Below are 18353 nucleotides of genomic sequence, written 5' to 3'. Positions count from 1 at the left end.
CCGTCGCGCCGCTGTGCTTGCGTTCAGTGTAACACAACGCTATTGTTGTGTTGTGCCGATCCCGAAGTTCGACAAGCAGGGCGTCCTTCCGCCTGGTGTGCATGTCGCGACGTGGCCCGAGATTCGTGCTCGGTACGGCCACAGTGGGCGCCGCCGCAAGCTGCTCGCCGGACTGGAAAAGGCACTCGCATCGCTCAAGGAGGCAGGCTGCCGTCGTGCGTACATCGACGGGAGCTTCGTGACCGCGAAGCAAGGGCCGGGAGACTTCGACGGCTGCTGGGAGGAGGACGAGGTCGATCCCGACAAACTCCACCCGGCGCTGCTGATGTTCGACGACAACCGAGCCGTGCAGAAGGCGATCTTCGGCGGGGAGATGTTCCCGGCGTCGGCGCGCGCCGACGCGAGCGGATCGCCGTTCCTACGGTTCTTCCAAAAGCAGAAGGAAACGGGAGCGCCCAAAGGGATCCTCTGCATCGACCTCACGGAGTGGACGCCATGATCAGGAACGACCGGGAGTACCGGATCACCAAGGCTCAGGCTGCCGACTTCGAGAAGGCCCTCGCCGCGCTTGATGCGGACACCGAGAGCAAGGTGCATCCGAAGATCCGCAAGGCGCAGTCGGACGCGGTGCGAAGCCAACTCACCGAACTGCAGGTGCAGATCGCCGACTACGAGGCCCTGCGCGATGGCCGACGCGGGGTCATTGAACTGTCGTCGCTCGACGAGTTGCCGCGCGCCCTCATCGAAGGCCGCATCGCGGCAGGTCTCACACAGCGCGATCTCGCCGAGCGGCTCGGAGTTCCGGAGCAGCAGGTGCAGCGGTACGAGGCGACCGAGTACGCCACCACGAGCTTCTCTCGCCTCGTCGATGTCGCGAAGGCGGTGGGGATCAAGATCCGCGAGGACGTGTTCTTGTCGTCGACAGAGGTGAGCGAACGAGCCTTGATGCGTCGTCTCGACGATGCAGGCGTTGATCGCGACTTCGTTCGGCGAGTGCTCCTCGGCGAACGCAACGAGGAAGAAGATGAGGCCGCGCCGGTGCTCCGAGCGACGAGCGCGGCGCAACGCATCTTCGGCTGGACGCCGACCGAGATCCTCGCGGGCAAGGAGACGCTCAAGCCATCGCGCCTAGCACAGGCTGCGATGTTCAAGGTCTACTCCAGCGCCGACCAAGGGCGAACGCTCTTCCTGGCGGCGTTCGGCGCGTATATCGCGAAGCTGGTGCTCCGCGCGACGCCTCAATTGCAGCCACAAACCATCCCGCGCGATGCCGCTGGCTTCCGCACGCTCATGCTCGGGCGCTCGGGGAAGATCGATCTCGCGACGGCGGTGGCGACGCTCTGGGATCTCGGCGTGCCGGTCGTTCCTCTCTCGGAGAGAGGAGGCTACCACGGCGCATGCTGGCGGTTCGACGGGCGCAACGTGATCGTACTCAAGCAGCGAACGACGTCCGAGGCGCGATGGTTGCACGACCTCCTGCACGAGGCCCGTCACGCCGCGTCTGATCCAGAAAAGCACGAGTTCACGTGGCTCGACGACGAGTCGATGCCTGTCGAACGCCGCCTCGCTCCGGAGGAAAAGCAAGCGACGAAGTTCGCGGGTGACGTGCAACTCGACGGGCGCGCTGAGGCTCTGGCAAAGGAGTGCGTCGCGGCAGCCGGAAAGAAAGCCGAGCGCCTTAAAGGCGTGGTGCCGCGAATCGCGAAGGCGCACGGCGTATCGACCGGAGCGCTGGCGAATTACCTTGCCTGGCGGCTTGCGATGGATCGGATCAATTGGTGGGGGCCGGCCGCCAATCTACAGGAGCGCGATGGGGAGCCGTGGCGCATCGTCCGCGATTTCCTGGTTCAGCGCCTCGACTGGTCACAGCTCGACCGGCTTGACCGTGAACTGCTCATGAACGCACTCCAGGAGGCGCCGGAATGACAGCACCCGAAGACGACGATGACCTCCAACCGCTCGGCGTTACGTGTACAAGCACGGACTGCGAGAACGGGCTCCACTGCTTCCTCCAGAAGGAACGCAAGCGAAGCGGTTTCCCGCGCCGCGGGGGCCCGTGCCGCGATTGCAACGTCGATTTGATTGCTTGGGATCGCGTAAACGCTCGCGACCTCCAAGACGCGGCCTACACGTTCGAGGCGCTCAGGAACGAGCTGATTCGGCACGTGTTCTGGCACAGCACGTTCAATGAGGGCGAGTTGAACCACGCGACCCGGAAGGGAAGGCTGGGGATGCGCGACGCGGCGCGGAAGCGCGTGGAGAGCTCGGTCGGACGTCCGCAGCACCCGCGAGAGGGGCGCCAAACTCCATTCAGCGGAAACGTGCTTTACCATGCGCAGCATGCAGTGGCCGCCTGCTGTCGAAAGTGCATCGAGTACTGGCACGCGATCCCCGCTGATCGCGAGCTGGAGCCGGCCGAGATCGACTACTTCGTCGAGCTGATCATGCTCTACATCGGAGAGCGCCTGCCGACGCTCGCAGATGAGCCCAAGAAGGTCCCCCCGAGGCGCCGCGCGGTGACGGTGAGCGCCTCGTGAGCGGCACGATCGACACCGATGCGTTCTCGGCGCGCCTGCGAGCCCGCGCCGTGAAGGTGAATGAGCGTCAACTCCTAATCGCGCGCATCGGCGCGAGCGAGCAGGCGGCGGATCTGAAGGAGCCCGCAAACTGCGACGGGTTCGGCCGCATCCGTCACTTCGTGCGCGATCACGGGAGCGACTGGCCGCGCAACCCGCTGCCGATCGATCCGGCGAGTCGCGCGCTCGGGCTTCGCGACGAAGACACGCTCGATGCACAGGTTTTTCAGAACGCAGCGTGCAACTGGCGGTGCTGGTACTGCTTCGTCCCGTTCCGGCTTCTCGACGCTGTCGAGGACACGGGAGCCTGGCTACGTGCGGAGGATCTCGTCGACCTCTACTTGCGGGAGCCCGAAGCAACCCGGCGGAGGATGATCGACCTCACCGGCGGTCAGCCCGACCTCGTCCCAGAGTGGGTACCGTGGACGATGGAGGCTCTCCGTGCCCGCAATCTCGGCGGCAAGGTCTTTCTCTGGTCGGACGACAACTTGAGCAACGACTACTTTTGGCGGTACTTGTCGAACGCCCAGCAGGAGCTGGTCGCGACCTTCCCCGCCTACGGCCGCGTCGCCTGCTTCAAGGGCTTCGACGACGCCTCGTTCGCCTTCAACACCGAAGCGGACCCCACGCTGTTTTCGCGCCAGTTCGATTTGTTCGGCCGCTTGCTCTCGACGGGGATGGACCTCTACGGGTACGTCACTCTCACGACGCCGAACGGCACCGGGATCGACGATGCGATGGCGCGCTTTGTCGACCGTCTCCAGGCTATCCACGAGAACCTTCCCCTACGAACCGTGCCGCTCAAGATCGGAGCTTGGGGAGTCGTGAAGAAGCGGCTGGCGAGCTTTCCCGAGTCGCGGACCGAGCTGTACAACCGCGCCATGGTGAACCAGCAGCGTGCCGTAGAGGCTTGGAACCGCCAGCTGGAGGCACGGTTCAGCTCCGACCTCCGAGCCACGTCGATCGTCGACGTCCCGATGCGCCCTCGATAGGGTTGCCCCAGAGCCCGCTGCCGGGATACCCATACGCGGTGGACCTCGGCACCTGGTACTCGGCCACCGCCGACAAGATCGCGTCGCAACTTCGCCGCGTCCCCGTGCTGAGTGACGCGCTCGCGCCGGGAAGAGGTCACGCCGTCCATCTCGCTGTAGTTCTCGAGCCGTTCCTCGGGTTCATCCTCGACGGGAGCAAGCGGATCGAGTCGCGCTTCTCGATGGTGAAGGTTCCGCCGTTCCGCGCGGTGCACGAGGGAGATCTGCTGCTTCTCAAGGAAGTTTCGGGGCCCATCGTCGCCGCCACCCTGGCGACGGAGGTGTGGTGCTACGGGGCGCTCACACCGTCCACACGCGCCGAGTTGCGCGATCGCTTCGGGCGGGATCTTCGAGACGATGTGCCCGGCTTCTGGGAGAGCCGCGAGAGCGCTCGCTACGCGACCCTCATCCGCCTCGGTCCAGTCGCGACGTTACCGACACCGCTCGACTGTCCGAAAACAGACCGCAGGGGCTGGGTGGTCTTGCGGGCGCGCTCGCATCAGCTCAACTTGTTCGGATGACACCGCTCGTCATCGGCATCTCGGGTGGCATCGCGGCCGGCAAGACCGCTTTCATCCAAGCGCTCTCTGCCAAGACCGGCGCGGCAACTACTGGTTTCGGGGACTACGTTCGGGAGCAGGCCTCCAGCAGGAGCCTCCACGTCGAATCTCGCGACGTTCTCCAGCAGCTCGGCGAGCAGCTTAAGCGTGACCTCGGCGACGAGGAGTTCGTCTGCCGCGTTCTCGCTCGTGCAGACCATTCCGCGCACGTGATCGTGGACGGGGTTCGCCACGTCGAGATCGCGGACGTGATCCAGCGCGTTGTAGCGCCGCGGCGGTTCGCACTGCTGTTCCTCGACGTTGACGACGAGACGCGCAGAGAGCGCGCAGAGTCCCGAGCGACCGACGACGCCGCTCGCTTCGATCAGCTCGCCGCACACTCCACGGAGCGGCAGGTTCACGACGGACGACTTCGCGCGCGCGCGGACCTGGTGATCGATGCGACGGCACCGATCCCCACGATAGTCGCGGACGCGGTGGCGTTTCTTCGGCTGTAAGTTGTCAAACGGCCTCGCTCGAGCAAGCTAGTAGCTCCGTCTCCAACGGGGAGGATCAGGCTTCTGACTCTTCAGAGCCGAACAGCCCACGAGAGCGACCCGATTGGCCCCGGCTGCTTCTCCGTGAACATGAACTCTCCGAGAGGGGCTGGGCGCGCGTCAGAAGTCCTGCGAGTTGCCTCGGCGACTCCGACGACGCGCTGATCTCTACTTGTTCTTGCCCGCGTGATGACGCACAGGCGTCCGCACAGGCCCCTCAGCTACTCCGCGGCCGGAGAGTGCTCGATGGCAGTCCGAATCGCCGCTCCGAGCGGCTCCTTGATCGCCTCGCGCGCCTTCTTCCAGTCCTGACCGAGCGTCTCCCCCCGGAAAGACAAGTACGCGCCGGTCTTCTGGACGACGGCTTGGGCGACAGCGATGTCGAGGAGGTCACCCGAGATGTCGATCCCTTCCCCCACCGGATGTCGAACTCCGCCTCGCGGAACGGCGGCGCGCACTTGTTGTTCACCACCTTCACACGGGTCTTCGCGCCGACCACACCATCGCCAATCTTCAACGCCCCGGCGCGGCGGACGTCTAAACGCACGCTCATGTAGAACTTGAGGGCGTTGCTGCCCGTCGTTGTCTCGGGGTTGCCTAACGTCATCCCGATCTTATGCCGGAGCTAGTTGATGCAGATGAGCAGGGTCGACGAGACGAGCGACAGGGTTTGTCCTCTCTTGCGGTTTGCCCGGGAACATGCGATCGAGGACCACGATGTCCTCTGTTCGTCCGCCTTCCGCGTCTTTCGAGCCCCCGCCTCCGCCCTCGCGAAGACGGCTCAGAACGGGACCTGACGCGTTCGACGTCCTCTCGCGGGACGGCGCGGCCGCGGTCCTGCTCTTCGCCCGTGCCAGCCTGGACGCTGAGCGTCGGCGTGCGCCTGGGCTCGTAAACGCATCCCTTCGCGCGTTCGCCTCGGGCGTGGAGTCAGCGGCTCGCCGCATGACCGAAGGGATACATGACGACGGCGTGTTCATCGCACCGCTCTTCCGCCTGCTCCGCGAGCGTGACGATGTCCCGTCCTGCCCGACGCTGTCGGCGTTCAAGGCGCGGCTGCTCCAAGCGTACAACCGCGGGCTCCTCGAACTCGCCACGTGCCAGCGCGCCGAGGACGTGAACCCCTTGGTGGTCGCCGCATCGGCGGTTCTTTCCCGACGAATCACGTTTCATCTCGTGCAGCGATGGTCGCGTCGGAACATCTTCTCCGCGCTCGACGACGTCGTCGCAACGCTCTCTCCCAAGGCTTACGCCGCAGCCAAAGACTTCACGCGCAAGGTCCACGATGATGAAAAGCGCCGCGAAGGGCGCCCGCGTTTGATCACGCTTCCGCTCGACGCTTTTGCCGCCCGGGTGCAGACCTTGGTCAATGAAGGCTCGCACGACGCGCTCATCGTGGAGCTGTTCCGGGAGCTCGATGAACGCGGTGAAGCGACGGGACTCGGCCTTCGGGCGTTCAAGGGGCGCCTTCGCGCCGCGCATCGTGCGGGCTCGCTCGAGCTGAGTTCTTGCGAAGCGAGGGATGGTGGGGACAGCGAAATCGTGCAGGCGTCCGCGGTCGATCACGGGGGCATGACGTTGCACCTCGTATGCCGGACGGCGATGCCGTTGCCGATCCCGTGGGGTCGGCCGACGCTGCTCTTGCGGCGCGTGAGGGCTACCATGATGCAGGCTTGAAAGCCTAGGTTCAGCCTGCCGTTGTCACTCGGCTGGAAGGGCCCTTCCCTGCAGGGATCAGCGCGGAGCGGGCGCGGGGCGCGCCTCGAACTCCTCCGGCCTCTGCCGCCAGCGCTCGGCGACGAACCGCTCGATGCCCACGACGCTGCTGTCTTTCGACTCCGGCGGGTACCGGAGCTCGACCATCACCCCGTGCTCCTTGCCGTCCTTGAGCACATCCAACAATGCCGCTGCGGTGGGCGCGTCGCGGCGGATGTAGCCCGTGATGGCCGCGCCGTCTGGGTCGCGTAGCTCGATGGACTGGTGGGTCTGCTCCGTCTCGTTGTAGTCGAAGTTGTAGTAGTCGGTGAGCTTCGCCCAGACGCGGAAGAGGTAGGTCCCCTTCAGCCGTTGCGTCCGGAAGAACGGCAGCGAGACGGGGTTGTATCCGACCGAGGATCGCCAGTCGAGCTTGAGGCCCTCTGCCGTCTTCTTGAAGTGGTAGTAGTCCCGCTTGTTCTTCCCGAAGACGACCTCGACGCTGCAGTAGTCGCCCTCCTTCACCTTCGCGCAGTTGTCGGCCTCGATCGACTCGAACGCCTTCTTGCAGTCCTTCTGGTCCTTGTAGTGCTCCGCGAGCGCGGCGCGGTTCGCCTCGGGGTCGAGGATGAACTTGGCGCGGTCGAGGCAACTGTCCTGCTTCAGGTAGTCGCGAACGATGCTCGATGCGTCGCGAGAACATCCAGCCAGGAGCACGCTGCTCGCCAGCATGAACGCGAGGGGCAGGATCGTTGACGCCGCAGAGGGCACGATCGTGGGAGTGGAGAGCCGAAACATCGTCGTGCCAAGATATACGATCGTGTTTGTTGTCAACACCATCGTGTGTTCACCCGGAGCGCCATCCCCGCGACCTTCGGCGCCGTGGACTTCGGCAAGGAAGTGCGGCGGCGGCGAGAGGCGCTGGGCCTGACCCTGGAGCAGCTCGCGGAGCGTGCCGGGCTCACGCCGAACTACATCGGGGGCATCGAGACCGGCCGGCGTGACCCCTCGCTGTCGAGCATCCTCGCGCTCGCGAAGGGCCTGGGGGTGCCGCCGGGGGAGCTCGTGGGAGGCGTCCACGACCTCGACCCGGCTGCCATCGAGGCAGCACGGCTCTTCCAGGGCGCGTCCGAGGACGTCCAGGATGCCGTCCTCCGCCTCTTGCGTGCTGTGACGCGGGGACGGCGGCGGAGCGGGTGAGCCGGGCCTGGGGCGGGCCTAGCGGGAGCCGGGTCGGCAACCCACCTGCATGACGAAGGTGGTTGCCGCGGACGGGAAGGCCGAGGGACGGCCAGCCTCACCCACTGGCCGGAGCATGGATGCGGCTCGGGGGCGCGCGACGACTTCTCTTCGCCTCGCGACGACGCGCGACGACTTTTCTTCGCCTCCCGCCAGGGAGGACTCGAACTCCGACGCCAACGTATGGGGCGCGCTCTGGCCGTGAGCTGCGCCGATCCCTCAGCTCGCGCGCCATGATGAACCGAGGATTGGCCGCATGCGGCGATCGCGCGCGTCGAAGACGCGCGTGAACGGCGGTGTTCCTCAGCATCGCCTGTTCCTCTCGGCGGACCGGCGATCGAGCGCGTCGAAGAAGCGCGTGAACGGTTGTCGGCGAGAACTTCACCAACGAGGCGAAGGAGCGCTGGGCCATGAACTTGAGGATCCTGCTGCAACGCCAAGACGTGACGCTCCCGCGCGACCGCGACCTCGTCGTGGAGGTCCACGCCATCAAGCGTCGCGTGCCCCTTCGCGCAACATGAGCAGCAACACCGAGCGCAACGCGCGCGGCCACGCCGACAAGTTCTCGGCGGTGGCCCTCGCGTGCCAGCGCGAGCGCCAGGAGGGCAAGCCGACGACGGGCGAGATCGGCGTGCGGGTGTCGGGATAGCCCGATGTAGTAACCTGCATCGACGATGGCAGACGTCGTGACCGAGGCTTTCTTGGAGATGCACTTCGCTCGCGCGCTCGCAGAGCTGTTCGCGAGCGTGTACGGAGCCCGGTTCCTGCGTCTCTGGAAACCGAGCCCCAACGGAGAAACTTACGTCGGGTTCGACCAGGGCTGGGTCCGACACTCGGGCACCGACGCTGAGTTCGAGAAGGCACTCCGTGATGCGATCAGTACCCGAAGCACGTCGGTCCCTAAGTTCTTCGTGGGATACTTCATGCAGTTCAAGCGCGTCCAGCAGATGCAGCGCTCCACGAAGTTCACCGACCCCTCGATCCAAGGAGAGCACCTCCGCGTCGAGATTGATCTGGTGCCCAGTCCCACCACCGGGATCTCGCAGCATGACACGCTCATCAGGCTCGCGAACATTCAGCGGGCGGATGTCAGCTACGCCTGCGGGATGATCTTCGATGCGGGGGCGATCTACGACACGCCGGACCTGAGCCAGCTTCGGATTGTCCCGGTCGACGACAAAGTTGTTCAGGCGCGCGCGCGGTGGCAGCCCGGCGAGCGGCACTTCATCGAGTTCCAGAGCGAGAACGCCGCGCCGCTGTGGTGCAGCGAGCCAGTTCCCGGCCGCGCGCTCTCGCCAGAGGAATGGGCACGCGAGCTGCGGCACCTCAGTGCGAGGGATGTGTTGGGACTGCTCGCAGCCGCTCGCGAAGCACTGGGCGTGCAGGCTCGGATTGTTCCGTACCTCACGGTGCTCGAGTTTGAGGCGGTGAAGCGCTAACAGCGTGTCCCCGCCGCCGATGCCCCGGGGCTTTGCCCCTGCCGGAGGCGAGGCGCGGTCCAGATGCTCGGTGCCCAGGTACTGCCTCCTCGCAGGCTGGCCAAGCGCCTCACCTCCGCTGTTCTGCGGAATCCACCAGGCGGCGCATCCTCAAGAACTTCGTCATCCCGGCTGGCAAACCCGCGCGCTCGGCTCACCGAGGAGCAGGTCAAGCAGATCTGCGCCCTGCTCGATCAAGGCGTGCCCCCGAGGTTGATCGGGCTCAGCTTCGGCGTCGACGCGAAGTCGATCCGCAACATCGATGAGGGCAAGACCTGGAGTCACGTGCCCGAGGTGGCTCGTCGGGCGGAGGCCCCGAAGAAGAGACGGCGCGGAGGATGGCGTCGTCGAGCGCGTTGAGGCTCGGTCGAGGGCCCTGCTCGGCACGCGGAGCACCGGCCAGCTCGTTCCAACGATCACGGCCTCCGTCATCCCGCAGTACGTTGGCGCCACGAGGCGTAGTTGTTCTGCCGACGCGATGGCGATGGTCGTCGTCGATGTTGCCAGGGCAGGGGGACGTGCTCGCGGAACGGGGGCGCACTCCCGTTCTTCCCACGGCTTGCAGGAGAGGACGTTCAGCGGATCGACGTCTGGGCGTCGTGCATCGCACCTCGTGCTCCGCCTGAACGGGGTGGGTGGACAGAGCCGCGATGCGTCAGCGAGCGACGAAGAAAACGTCCCACGTTGATCCCGCCGCGCCGTCTGGTTGCTATCCTCCGCTCCCACTGGCCGACGCGTCGGTGAGAACCGCGCGCTCGGTCACCGAAGGGCATCACGATGCTGAGCAGATTCACGGGGGAACAAGGTCGTCGCCGCCTTGAGGAGGCGCTACGCGAGCAGTCGGTGGTCGCGCACGATACGCAGGTCGCCAGCGAGGTTGCCGGCTGCGTGACGCTCAAGAGGTACGAGCCAGGCGAAGCCGTCATCACCCAGGGGAACACGGACACCGACCTGTGTCTCATCCTCGCGGGAGTGGCGGGAGTCGAGATCAACGGCCGCGAGGTCGCCAGGCGTCGCGCCGGTCAGCACGTCGGTGAGATGGGCATGATCGACCCCTCCGTCAAACGCAGCGCAACGATCCGCGTGATCGAGGAGACTGTGGTCGCATGGATCGACGAGCCGTCCTTCACTGCGATTGCCGACCGCCACCCCGCCCTGTGGCGCAGGCTCTCGGTCGACCTTGGCAAAAGGCTCCGGGAGCGCGGCGAGCTGGTCAAACCGTCGAACGAGAGACCTGTCGTCTTCGTCGGCTCGACCGTCGAGCGGTTGTCTCTCGCACGCGCTATCCAGGCTGCATGCCAACACGACCCGTGGACCACGCGGCTGTGGACCGATGGTGTCTTCGGTGCCGGCCAGACCCCTATCGAGTCGCTTGCCGCACAGCTCCATTCGCTGGACTTCGGGCTTCTCGTCGTCACCGCGGATGACGTGGTGGAGTCGCGTGGATCCCGGAACCCGATGCCGCGCGACAACGTCGTTTTCGAGCTCGGGCTGCTCATGGGGGCCCTCGGGCGCGACCGCACGTTCATGGTCCGGCTGCGAGACGAGCGTGACATCAAGCTGCCCTCGGACCTCCTCGGGGTGAAGGCACTTGAGATTGTCCCGGGCTCGGAGGCCGATCTTCCATCGCGCGTGGCGCCAGCGGTCAATGAATTGCGTTCGATTGTGTCCCGTCTGCGGTGCAAATGAGAAAGGAACCACAATGGCATTCACGGACGACCTCACGGCCGAGGTTGTAAAGATCCTCAAAGAACAGTGGCAGACTCGCGACGGCAACAAAGTCCCCGATACGCCCGAACTCAAGCTGGCAAACGATGCCGTAAAACTCAACGGCACCGTTCTGTATGCCGACCTCGCGGATTCGACTGGGCTCGTCATGCTCCAGACGCCCGGGTTTGTCGCAGAGGTCTACAAGTGCTATCTGAACTGCGCGTGTCGTATCATTCGCGAGAAAGGCGGTGAGATCACGGCCTTCGATGGTGACCGCGTGATGGCGGTATTCCTGGGCGACGGGATGGCTACGAGAGCTTGCCGTGCCGCGCTGGCGATCAACCACGCTGTCGTGAAAATCCTAAACCCGAAGGTTCGCGAGCAGTATCCCAAGCTGCCCGCCGACTTCGCCATAAAGCAGGCCGTGGGTATCGACATGAGCCCGCTGTTCGTAGCGCGAACTGGGATTCGTGGGGCGAACGATCTCGTGTGGGTAGGACGTGCAGCGAATATCGCCGCAAAGCTCTGCTCCCTGCGAGAGGGGAACTATGCCACCTATATCACGAACGACGTCTACGCGGCGGCAGACAACACCGTCAAGACGAGTTCTGACGGCAAGTCGTCGATGTGGGAGTCGAATCCGCAATCCGTGCGTAACCTGACGGTATATCGATCCTCGTGGCATTGGGGGTTGTAGCAACGGCTTTGGTTCAGCGGGACGTCGGGCTACAAGCGGCTCTGAAACTCAGCGCGATGCGCCGAGCGTCTCCTGCATCCGCACGGCGACACCAAGCCCCGAGGCGAACGTCAAGCCGGCAACGAGGCCCCTGGCGGCCGTAAGGCCGAGCGCCGCCGGCTGAACCTCATCGCCGCCGCACTCGAGGGTTCAAGCTGGTCCTGCTCAAAGCAGGGTGTTAGCACGTGCGCCGTGCCCCTCTGACCTCCTTGGTCAACGCCGAAGGAGTTCTAGTGTCCTGAGTTAGAAGAACGCGAACAATTTTTGGACGATCCCCTCCCTCAACACATGGAGGCGAGTGGGAACATGCGACATCGAACTGGCCGCCCACTCGACCCCCTCGTCTTAACTGCTGAAGAACGCGCGACCCTGGAGCGCTGGGCCCGCCGGCCCAAGTCTCCGCAGGCGTTGGCGGACCGTGCGCGCATCGTTCTGGACTGCGCGGACGGCAAGAGCAACGGCGAGGTTGCCGCGTCGAACGGCGTCTCGCGACAAACGGTGAGCAAGTGGCGAGGCCGGTTTCTCCGGCATCGGCTACAGGGGTTGAGCGATGCTCCTCGGTCCGGGGCTCCTCGCACGATCACCGACGAGCAGGTCGAGCGCGTCGTGACGAGGACGCTCGAGACGAAGCCCCACAATGCCACCCATTGGACGACGCGCTCGCTGGCCAAGGCGCTGGGGATGAGCCAGACGGCGATCGCGCGAATTTGGCGAGCCTTTGCGCTGCAGCCGCACCGCAGCGAGACGTTCAAGCTCTCGACCGACCCACACTTCGTCGAGAAGGTTCGCGATGTCGTCGGGCTTTACGTGAGCCCCCCGGAGCACGCGCTCGTGCTGTCGGTCGACGAAAAATCTCAGATCCAGGCGCTCGATCGGACGCAGCCGCTCTTGCCGATGCGGCCAGGCCAGGCCGAGCGGCGCACCTACGATTACGAGAGGCACGGGACGACGTCGCTGTTCGCAGCGCTGGACGTGAAGTCCGGCAGGGTGATCGGCCAACTGCATCGCAGGCACCGAACGCAGGAGTTTCTCGCGTTCCTGAGGACGATCGAGCGCAAGGTCCCGAGGGAACAAGAGGTCCACCTCATCCTCGACAACTACGGCACGCACAAAACGCAGCCCGTGCAGCGGTGGTTGCTCAAGCATCCACGCTTCCACCTGCACTTCACGCCCACAGGCGCCTCGTGGCTGAACCTCGTCGAGCGATTCTTCGCCGAGCTGACCGAGAAGCAGCTCCGCCGCGGCGTACATCGCAGCGTCCGCGAGCTCGAAGAGGCCATCATCGCCCACATCGAGGCGCACAACACCGCCGGCAAGGCCTTCGTGTGGACCAAGTCGGCAGACGAGATCCTCGAACGGGTAGCGGCTGCTTGTGAACGGATTTCTAACTCAGGACACTAGAACGTCGTCGTCGAGGTCGCGATCGTGCGGCCCGGCCTGCTCCAGGGCAGGATGGTGGTGCATCCCATACCTGGAAGCGCCGCGCCAGCAAGGAGCCGGCGACGCCGCCGCAGCCGTGCCTGAAGTCGATCCCCCTTGCCGGAGGGGATCTCCGCGCATGGAGCACGGGAGGCTGCCGCGGATGAGGGCAGCGACCCCACCTCCAGACCTGGACGGACATGACAATCGGAACATCTCGCCAGGTCCGTGGGCGGCGCCGCAGCGACGAGTGGCCGCGCGAATGGCGGACGATCCGGAAAAACCTGAACACCTCACCAGGTCCATTTGCGTGAGCCCGGATGCCGTGGTACGCGGCCGGGTTCCCGCGAACCTCTTACGCAGAGCCATGAGCAAGCCAAGACGCACATCGACGAAAGCCGAAGACGCGAGCCCCTCCGCGCTCGCGGTGGTCAAACCATCAGGGCAGGAACTCGCGACCAGCCCTCCCCCGTCGCCGGAAAAAGCCGCGCCGGCAGCCGCTCCGGCTGCAGATGGGGACGGGAAGGCTCTCGAAACCATCGAGGACCAGATCCGGCAGTCCTACATCGGCGTCGTCTATACCCACAAGACGCACGAGAAAGATGCCGACGCGTGCACGAGGACGCTTCGTAACTTGAAGATCGCGCAGATCGCGACCTCGTCGATCACGGCGACCGGGACGGTCATCGTCGTATTGGGCGACAACTACGCGGCGAAGGTGATCACCGCACTCGTCTCCCTGATCGCCGTAGTCGTGTCGGCGCTCGCGAAGGGGAAGGACCACGGCGGGCGAGCTCAGGAGCATCAAGCCACAGCGGCGAGCCTGTGGGCGATCCGCCAGGCCTATCAGTCGCTTTTGGTGGACCTCCGTACGAGGGCGATCAGCGATGCAGAGGCGCGCAAACGTCGAGACGACCTCTTCGAGAAGGAGGGTGCGATCCACAAGAAGGCCCCCCGAACGACGCCTGAAGCGTATGCGGCTGCCCAGGACGCGCTCAAGAACAAGGAAGAGTACACGTCCAGCGACGCGGAGATCGACACCTTCCTGCCCGCGTCCTTGAAGAAGGCCTCGCATGGTAATGGCGCTCCAAATCGCTAACCAACTGGTGGACGACCTGGCGGAGGAGCTCGAGGTCTCCGACTCCAGGTATGAAGCGGCCATCCGCAGCTACAACTCCATCGGAGAGTGGTTGAGGCGGCCAGCCTCCGCATTCGCCGACACACACGTGGAGGTGTACCCGCAGGGGTCCTTCCGGCTCGGCACGGCGATCCGGCCCGTGACGGACGAGGAGGACTACGACCTCGACATCGTGTGCGAGATCTTCTACGGCAAGGAGTCGGTGACGCAGGAGTGGCTCCATCGTCAGCTTGGCGAGGAGATGAAGGCCTACGCGTCCGCACACACCATGACCGTGCCCGAGCGGTCCAATCGCGTCTGGACGTTGCACTACGCCGACGGAGCGCAGTTCCACATGGATGTGCTGCCGTCGGTGCCCGATGGCCGCCGGATGCAGGCCATCATGCGTATGTCTGGATATCAGACGTCAGATGATACCTCGGTGGCGATCACCGACTACACCCACCCGAACTTCAGGGTGCGGAGCCCTGACTGGCCTGTCAGCAACCCCAAGGGGTATGCGGATTGGTTCGTGTCGAGGATGAGAGTCGCGCTGCAGAAGCGCCTGGCATCGCTCAGGGAGCGAGCGAGCGTCAATGTGGCTCAGATTCCGGACTACAAGGTCAAGACTCCCTTGCAGTCGGCCGTGCAGATCTTGAAGCGCCATAGGGACATGCGGTTTAAGGACAGCCCCGACCTCAGACCGCGGTCGATCATCATCACGACGCTTGCTGCTCATGCCTATCAGCAGGAGCCGACGCTCTCGGAGGCGCTCGTCAGCATTCTCGGGCGGATGGACCAATACATCGAGACGAACGGCGACGAGTCGAGGATCTCCAATCCGACCAACGATCGCGAAAACTTCGCGGACGCCTGGAGCACGAACAAGGCGCTGAAGGACGCGTTCTACGACTGGCTCGACACCGCGCGTCTGGACTTCAACGCAGCGGCGCAGGAGCTCGATCCCGCCCGTTTTACGGATATTCTGGCGCCGCGAATGGGGCGGCGGCTCGTCGAGGCCTCGATGGCCAGGTCGCGGCGTTTGCTCGGATCCCAGCGAAGCTCGTTGGTTGCTCGAGCGACGGCGCCACTGGTTCTGGTCGACGCTCCACATCGGAAGCCTGTCCCCTGGCAGCAGCCCCCGCCTGGTTCGTCCACCGGATCGGTCAAGATCGTCTCAGCGAGATGCGACCGAAACGGGTTCCGACCGTTCCACTTTCGGAGCAACGGAGATCCGCTGCCGAAGAGGGCCAGCCTCATCTTCGAGGCCGACACCGACGTCGCCCCCCCTTATCGGGTGTACTGGCAGATCGTGAACACCGGCCAGCAGGCGCGTGATGCCCGCGGGCTGCGAGGGGGATTTGAGGAGGTATCAGTGGTACGCGGGTACCTCAAGCGAGAGGAGAGCACCCGGTACATGGGCAGCCACAGCGTCGAGTGCTTCATCGTGAAGAACAACTACTGCGTCGCCAGGAGCGGGCAGTTCGTGGTCAACATCGAATAGAGCGCCGTCAGCCGCGCTCACGCTCGCTTGTTGACCCTGCGCAGCCGACGCCGCCTCCCGACATCGGACCTGGCCGCCGCGGAAGAAGCCGGTGCAGCCGGGCCCGTGCTCGCAGAGCCGGGCTGGGCGACTCGCTCGTCGTCGGCGCGCTGGCCTGCATGCTACGCACGTATCCCGGCGTCAGGTCCAGGTCGGGCGCCGGCGTGCCAGTGAGGCGTGCCCCGTGGTGCTTGGGCTTCGGCGAATGACTCGCCGCTCGAAGATCCTTAGGGCAAGCGTCGTCGAGCACGTGCGCGAGATTCGCGACCACATCCGTAAGCGGGGCTTGCCCATCGGGTCGACCCCTGTTGGAACATGGGAGCTAAGAAAGGGAGCGGCGGCCAACCTCCAGACTGTGGGAGTGGCACCCGAGCGACAGTGCCTCAAGAGAGGCGCAGTTCCTCGAGCAGCGCCTCCTTGTCATTTCCGATCAGGCCGCTGTCGCCGCCCTCTCGTCGCCCTGCAAGTCCTCGGCCTGAGCATCCTCGGAGACCAGCACGGATTCATGCCGCCGGTCCTCGATGGAGAGCTCCAAGCCGAGGTGCACCTTGATCAGGTTGGCCGTGAGGATGACGCTCGCAGCGTTCTTCGCGATCCTGCCGTTCACCAAAGCGCGCCCCTCCCAGCGCGGGCTCGCGCGGGACCAGTCGAGCGTCCCGAGGCCGCCAGGAGGCTCTTCCAGTCCTCCCGTCGCTCCCGCAGCAGCGCGTTGCCGGCCCGGCCGAGGGCCTCGAGCGCGACCGCGTGCCCATGCACGTACTTCTCCCGCAGCTCGGCCGCCCGGACCTTGCCGAGGCCGCCCTCGTTCCAGAGCGGCATGACGCGCGTCACCTCGGTCCAGAACTCGACCGCGATTGGCCTCGCGGTCTCGAAGCTCCCGCTGAACCCCGCGAGCAGCGTCTTCGTGGCCGCGTGGATGCTGGCCAGCGCGAAGAGCTTGTTCGAGCCGCCGGCCACGGACGTCTTCTCCCCGTCGGCGAGCTTGTGGAAGAGAACAACGTCGCGCACGACGGCGCGGGTGAGGTTGGCGAGCTCGTCGCGGTGGTCGTAGAGGAGCCCGAGCGAGTTGTTCGGCCGCACCGCGAAGCGGTTGAGATTTGCGAACCGCTGCTGCGCCCTCTCGAGCCCGGCGTCGACGAACAACGTCAGGCACAAGCCCAGCGTTCCCTTGCGCTTCTTGATGTACTCCTGCGAGCGCGCCATCGCGATAGCCGCGCGCTTGTGCTGGCCGTCCAGGATCGCGCAGCTCGACCCAGGGGTGCTACGTCCCGCCCTTCGACGTGGTGCACGTGAACACCTCCCAGCCCTCCGAAGCGGCGTGGGACGCCTTCGGGAACTTCCTACTGCTCGACCAAACGTGGACTCGCATTCTCCTCTTCGCGCCGACGGAGCTTCACCTGCCTTGAGGGTGTGAGCGAGGCGCGAAGCCTTCCGGGCGCATCGAGCGCCCCGGTTCCAGGATCGATCGTGGCAGACTGGGGATCGTGTCCTCCGACAAAGGATTGAAGCACAAGCCCTTCTCGTCGCTCCGCGACGCCGTGCCGGCCGCCGACACGCGCGCGCCGAAGCCTGCCCCTGCCCCTTTCGTCCGGGCGCCGCTCGGCCGGGTCATCGTGCGCAGGGAGTTCGACCCCACCGAGGGCGCGGTGATCACGCGCGTCATCGGCGTGCCGCACGAGCACCACGCCCCGCTCGGCGCGCGCTGGCGAGACCGGCTGGGTCGCCCGGTGCTGGTCGAGGGGCGCGACCTCCTGGTGATGACGGACGACTGCGAGAGCGTCGCTGCGGTGCTGCGAGAGGCGGGCGCAGGCAACGTGAAGATCGTCCTACCAGCGGCCCCGGCCGACCCCTCGCGAACCGGGGAGCCCGGAGGGACGCTGCGGGCGCACATCCGCCGCGGCTTGCGCGTCGCCATCGTGCAGAAGGCAGATCAGGAGACCGGCGCGCTGACCGAGGGCGTGGTGCGCGACATCCTCACGAGCTCGCCGGAGCACCCGCGAGGCATCAAGGTGCGCCTCGAATCGGGGGAGGTCGGCCGGGTGCGCAGGATTCTGTCGCGTTGAGGGGAACCGCGGGCTGGACAAGGCGATCAAGTACATGGCGGGCCAGTGGAGCGGGCTCGTGCGTTTTCTGGACGACCCGCTCATTCCGCTCGGCAACAACCACACCGAGCGGGCCGAGCGCGGCGTGGTTGCGCCCGGAGCTCACGGGGCTCGACAAGCGCCGCGCACCAGGCCTCCACGCTGCGCGAACGCAGCGCCAAGCACGGGGGAGAGCGGGCGTCATGACGGGGGACGGTAAGGTGATACACTTCACCCGCACGCCGCAGCCTCGGATCCGGGGCCGCGGCTGCTCGGGCAGCGGCAGGTTGTGCCAGTGCGCGCGGTGCAGAAGAGCGTCGGCGTAGATCTCGCCCGCGAGGATCACGAGCTGCGGCGGCGGGCGGAACGAGGGCAATAACTCGCCGATCGTTCGCGCTCCCCAGTCCTCCCGATCGCTCTTCCGGAACTTGCGGAGGCTCCGGTCATACGGGTGCAGCACGGTCTTCGGTGCGACCGCGCCGTAGAAGGCGGAGACGATGACCACCACGTCGCACGTCTTCTCGGCGTATGCGTAGGCGGCGCGAAAGAGCGCCGACGTATAGAAGTCCTTGGCCGGAGCCGGTTTCTTGTTCTTCAGAGCCGAACAGCCCACGAGAGCGACCCGCTTGGCC

Annotated in this window: 21 protein-coding genes and 2 pseudogenes; 17 read left to right on the top strand and 6 right to left on the bottom strand. The window is 65.6% G+C overall.

The window, feature by feature from the left end:
- The first annotated feature begins 52 nt into the window (after positions 1-52).
- Genes KEG57_RS36225 through KEG57_RS36200 form a run of 6 tightly spaced genes read left to right on the top strand, consistent with a single transcriptional unit; the run spans position 53 to position 4664 of the window.
- Positions 53-499, top strand: a complete 447-nt coding sequence (locus tag KEG57_RS36225; RefSeq protein ID WP_272459337.1) for a DUF6932 family protein — start codon at positions 53-55, stop codon at positions 497-499.
- Positions 496-1926, top strand: a complete 1431-nt coding sequence (locus tag KEG57_RS36220) for a helix-turn-helix transcriptional regulator (RefSeq protein ID WP_272459335.1) — start codon at positions 496-498, stop codon at positions 1924-1926. The genes KEG57_RS36225 and KEG57_RS36220 overlap by 4 nt, the downstream gene beginning before the upstream one ends.
- Complete coding sequence (locus tag KEG57_RS36215; RefSeq protein WP_272459334.1) at positions 1923-2537, top strand: DUF4186 family protein; 615 nt, start codon at positions 1923-1925, stop codon at positions 2535-2537. Before KEG57_RS36220 ends, KEG57_RS36215 begins: the two co-directional genes overlap by 4 nt.
- Positions 2534-3568, top strand: a complete 1035-nt coding sequence (locus KEG57_RS36210; protein WP_272459332.1) for a hypothetical protein — start codon at positions 2534-2536, stop codon at positions 3566-3568. The genes KEG57_RS36215 and KEG57_RS36210 overlap by 4 nt, the downstream gene beginning before the upstream one ends.
- A 2-nt stretch (positions 3569-3570) precedes the next feature.
- A complete protein-coding gene (locus KEG57_RS36205) occupies positions 3571-4128 on the top strand; it encodes a hypothetical protein (protein WP_272459331.1) in 558 nt (185 codons plus the stop codon).
- On the top strand, positions 4125-4664 hold the full coding sequence (locus KEG57_RS36200) for an AAA family ATPase (RefSeq protein ID WP_272459330.1): 540 nt from the start codon (positions 4125-4127) through the stop codon (positions 4662-4664). The genes KEG57_RS36205 and KEG57_RS36200 overlap by 4 nt, the downstream gene beginning before the upstream one ends.
- 260 nt (positions 4665-4924) lie before the next feature.
- Here KEG57_RS36200 and KEG57_RS55825 read toward each other — a convergent pair whose 3' ends face one another.
- Entirely contained in the window at positions 4925-5122 is a 198-nt protein-coding gene (locus tag KEG57_RS55825) for a hypothetical protein (RefSeq protein WP_272459350.1), read from the bottom strand.
- A 47-nt stretch (positions 5123-5169) separates the two neighbouring features.
- Positions 5170-5310, bottom strand: a pseudogene (locus KEG57_RS55820) (recombinase RecA); the annotation flags it as partial.
- 338 nt (positions 5311-5648) lie between these two features.
- Here KEG57_RS55820 and KEG57_RS36185 point away from each other — a divergent pair.
- A complete protein-coding gene (locus KEG57_RS36185) occupies positions 5649-6380 on the top strand; it encodes a hypothetical protein (RefSeq protein WP_272459329.1) in 732 nt (243 codons plus the stop codon).
- Positions 6381-6437: 57 nt separating this feature from the next.
- Here KEG57_RS36185 and KEG57_RS36180 read toward each other — a convergent pair whose 3' ends face one another.
- The gene (locus KEG57_RS36180; protein WP_272459328.1) at positions 6438-7196 is read right to left on the bottom strand and encodes a hypothetical protein; all 759 of its coding nucleotides are present in this window, start codon (positions 7194-7196) and stop codon (positions 6438-6440) included.
- A gap of 45 nt (positions 7197-7241) precedes the next feature.
- Here KEG57_RS36180 and KEG57_RS36175 point away from each other — a divergent pair, with 45 nt between their 5' ends.
- The 8 genes from KEG57_RS36175 to KEG57_RS36140 all read left to right on the top strand — a co-directional run bounded on the left by KEG57_RS36175 (position 7242) and on the right by KEG57_RS36140 (position 15601).
- A complete protein-coding gene (locus KEG57_RS36175) occupies positions 7242-7598 on the top strand; it encodes a helix-turn-helix domain-containing protein (RefSeq protein ID WP_272459327.1) in 357 nt (118 codons plus the stop codon).
- A 556-nt stretch (positions 7599-8154) separates the two neighbouring features.
- Positions 8155-8286, top strand: coding sequence for a hypothetical protein (locus tag KEG57_RS36170; RefSeq protein ID WP_272459326.1), 132 nt, complete (start codon positions 8155-8157; stop codon positions 8284-8286).
- A gap of 25 nt (positions 8287-8311) precedes the next feature.
- Positions 8312-9076 carry a hypothetical protein gene (locus KEG57_RS36165; RefSeq protein WP_272459324.1) on the top strand — a complete coding sequence of 255 codons (765 nt, stop codon included), beginning with the start codon at positions 8312-8314 and terminating at the stop codon, positions 9074-9076.
- An 816-nt stretch (positions 9077-9892) separates the two neighbouring features.
- Positions 9893-10804, top strand: coding sequence for a TIR domain-containing protein (locus KEG57_RS36160; protein WP_272459323.1), 912 nt, complete (start codon positions 9893-9895; stop codon positions 10802-10804).
- A 13-nt stretch (positions 10805-10817) separates the two neighbouring features.
- Positions 10818-11522, top strand: coding sequence for an adenylate/guanylate cyclase domain-containing protein (locus tag KEG57_RS36155; RefSeq protein ID WP_272459322.1), 705 nt, complete (start codon positions 10818-10820; stop codon positions 11520-11522).
- A 345-nt stretch (positions 11523-11867) separates the two neighbouring features.
- A complete protein-coding gene (locus KEG57_RS36150; RefSeq protein WP_272459321.1) occupies positions 11868-12962 on the top strand; it encodes an IS630 family transposase in 1095 nt (364 codons plus the stop codon).
- 280 nt (positions 12963-13242) lie between these two features.
- Positions 13243-14079, top strand: coding sequence for an SLATT domain-containing protein (locus tag KEG57_RS36145; protein ID WP_272459320.1), 837 nt, complete (start codon positions 13243-13245; stop codon positions 14077-14079).
- Positions 14054-15601 (top strand): nucleotidyltransferase, encoded by a 1548-nt coding sequence (locus KEG57_RS36140; RefSeq protein WP_272459319.1) that lies wholly within the window; start codon positions 14054-14056, stop codon positions 15599-15601. Before KEG57_RS36145 ends, KEG57_RS36140 begins: the two co-directional genes overlap by 26 nt.
- Positions 15602-16070: 469 nt before the next feature.
- Here KEG57_RS36140 and KEG57_RS36135 read toward each other — a convergent pair whose 3' ends face one another.
- Both KEG57_RS36135 and KEG57_RS36130 read right to left on the bottom strand, forming a co-directional pair.
- Positions 16071-16247: a hypothetical protein gene (locus tag KEG57_RS36135; RefSeq protein ID WP_272459318.1), complete on the bottom strand. Its 177-nt coding sequence runs from the start codon at positions 16245-16247 to the stop codon at positions 16071-16073.
- The gene (locus tag KEG57_RS36130) at positions 16244-16876 is read right to left on the bottom strand and encodes a DNA sulfur modification protein DndB (RefSeq protein ID WP_272459349.1); all 633 of its coding nucleotides are present in this window, start codon (positions 16874-16876) and stop codon (positions 16244-16246) included. Before KEG57_RS36130 ends, KEG57_RS36135 begins: the two co-directional genes overlap by 4 nt.
- 248 nt (positions 16877-17124) lie before the next feature.
- Between KEG57_RS36130 and KEG57_RS56460 the strand changes: the two genes are divergently transcribed.
- Together KEG57_RS56460 and KEG57_RS56210 are read left to right on the top strand one after the other, a co-directional pair.
- The gene (locus KEG57_RS56460; RefSeq protein WP_504968481.1) at positions 17125-17703 is read left to right on the top strand and encodes a YwbE family protein; all 579 of its coding nucleotides are present in this window, start codon (positions 17125-17127) and stop codon (positions 17701-17703) included.
- Between the two features lie 34 nt (positions 17704-17737).
- Positions 17738-17941, top strand: a complete 204-nt coding sequence (locus tag KEG57_RS56210) for a hypothetical protein (protein ID WP_372518269.1) — start codon at positions 17738-17740, stop codon at positions 17939-17941.
- A gap of 87 nt (positions 17942-18028) precedes the next feature.
- Here KEG57_RS56210 and KEG57_RS56205 read toward each other — a convergent pair.
- A pseudogene (locus KEG57_RS56205) lies at positions 18029-18334 on the bottom strand (DUF6884 domain-containing protein); the annotation flags it as partial.
- Positions 18335-18353 lie beyond the last annotated feature (19 nt).

The organism is Polyangium jinanense (assembly GCF_028435365.1).
Note: the sequence above shows the minus strand (reverse complement) of the source record. Positions and strands in the feature narration are given on the sequence as shown.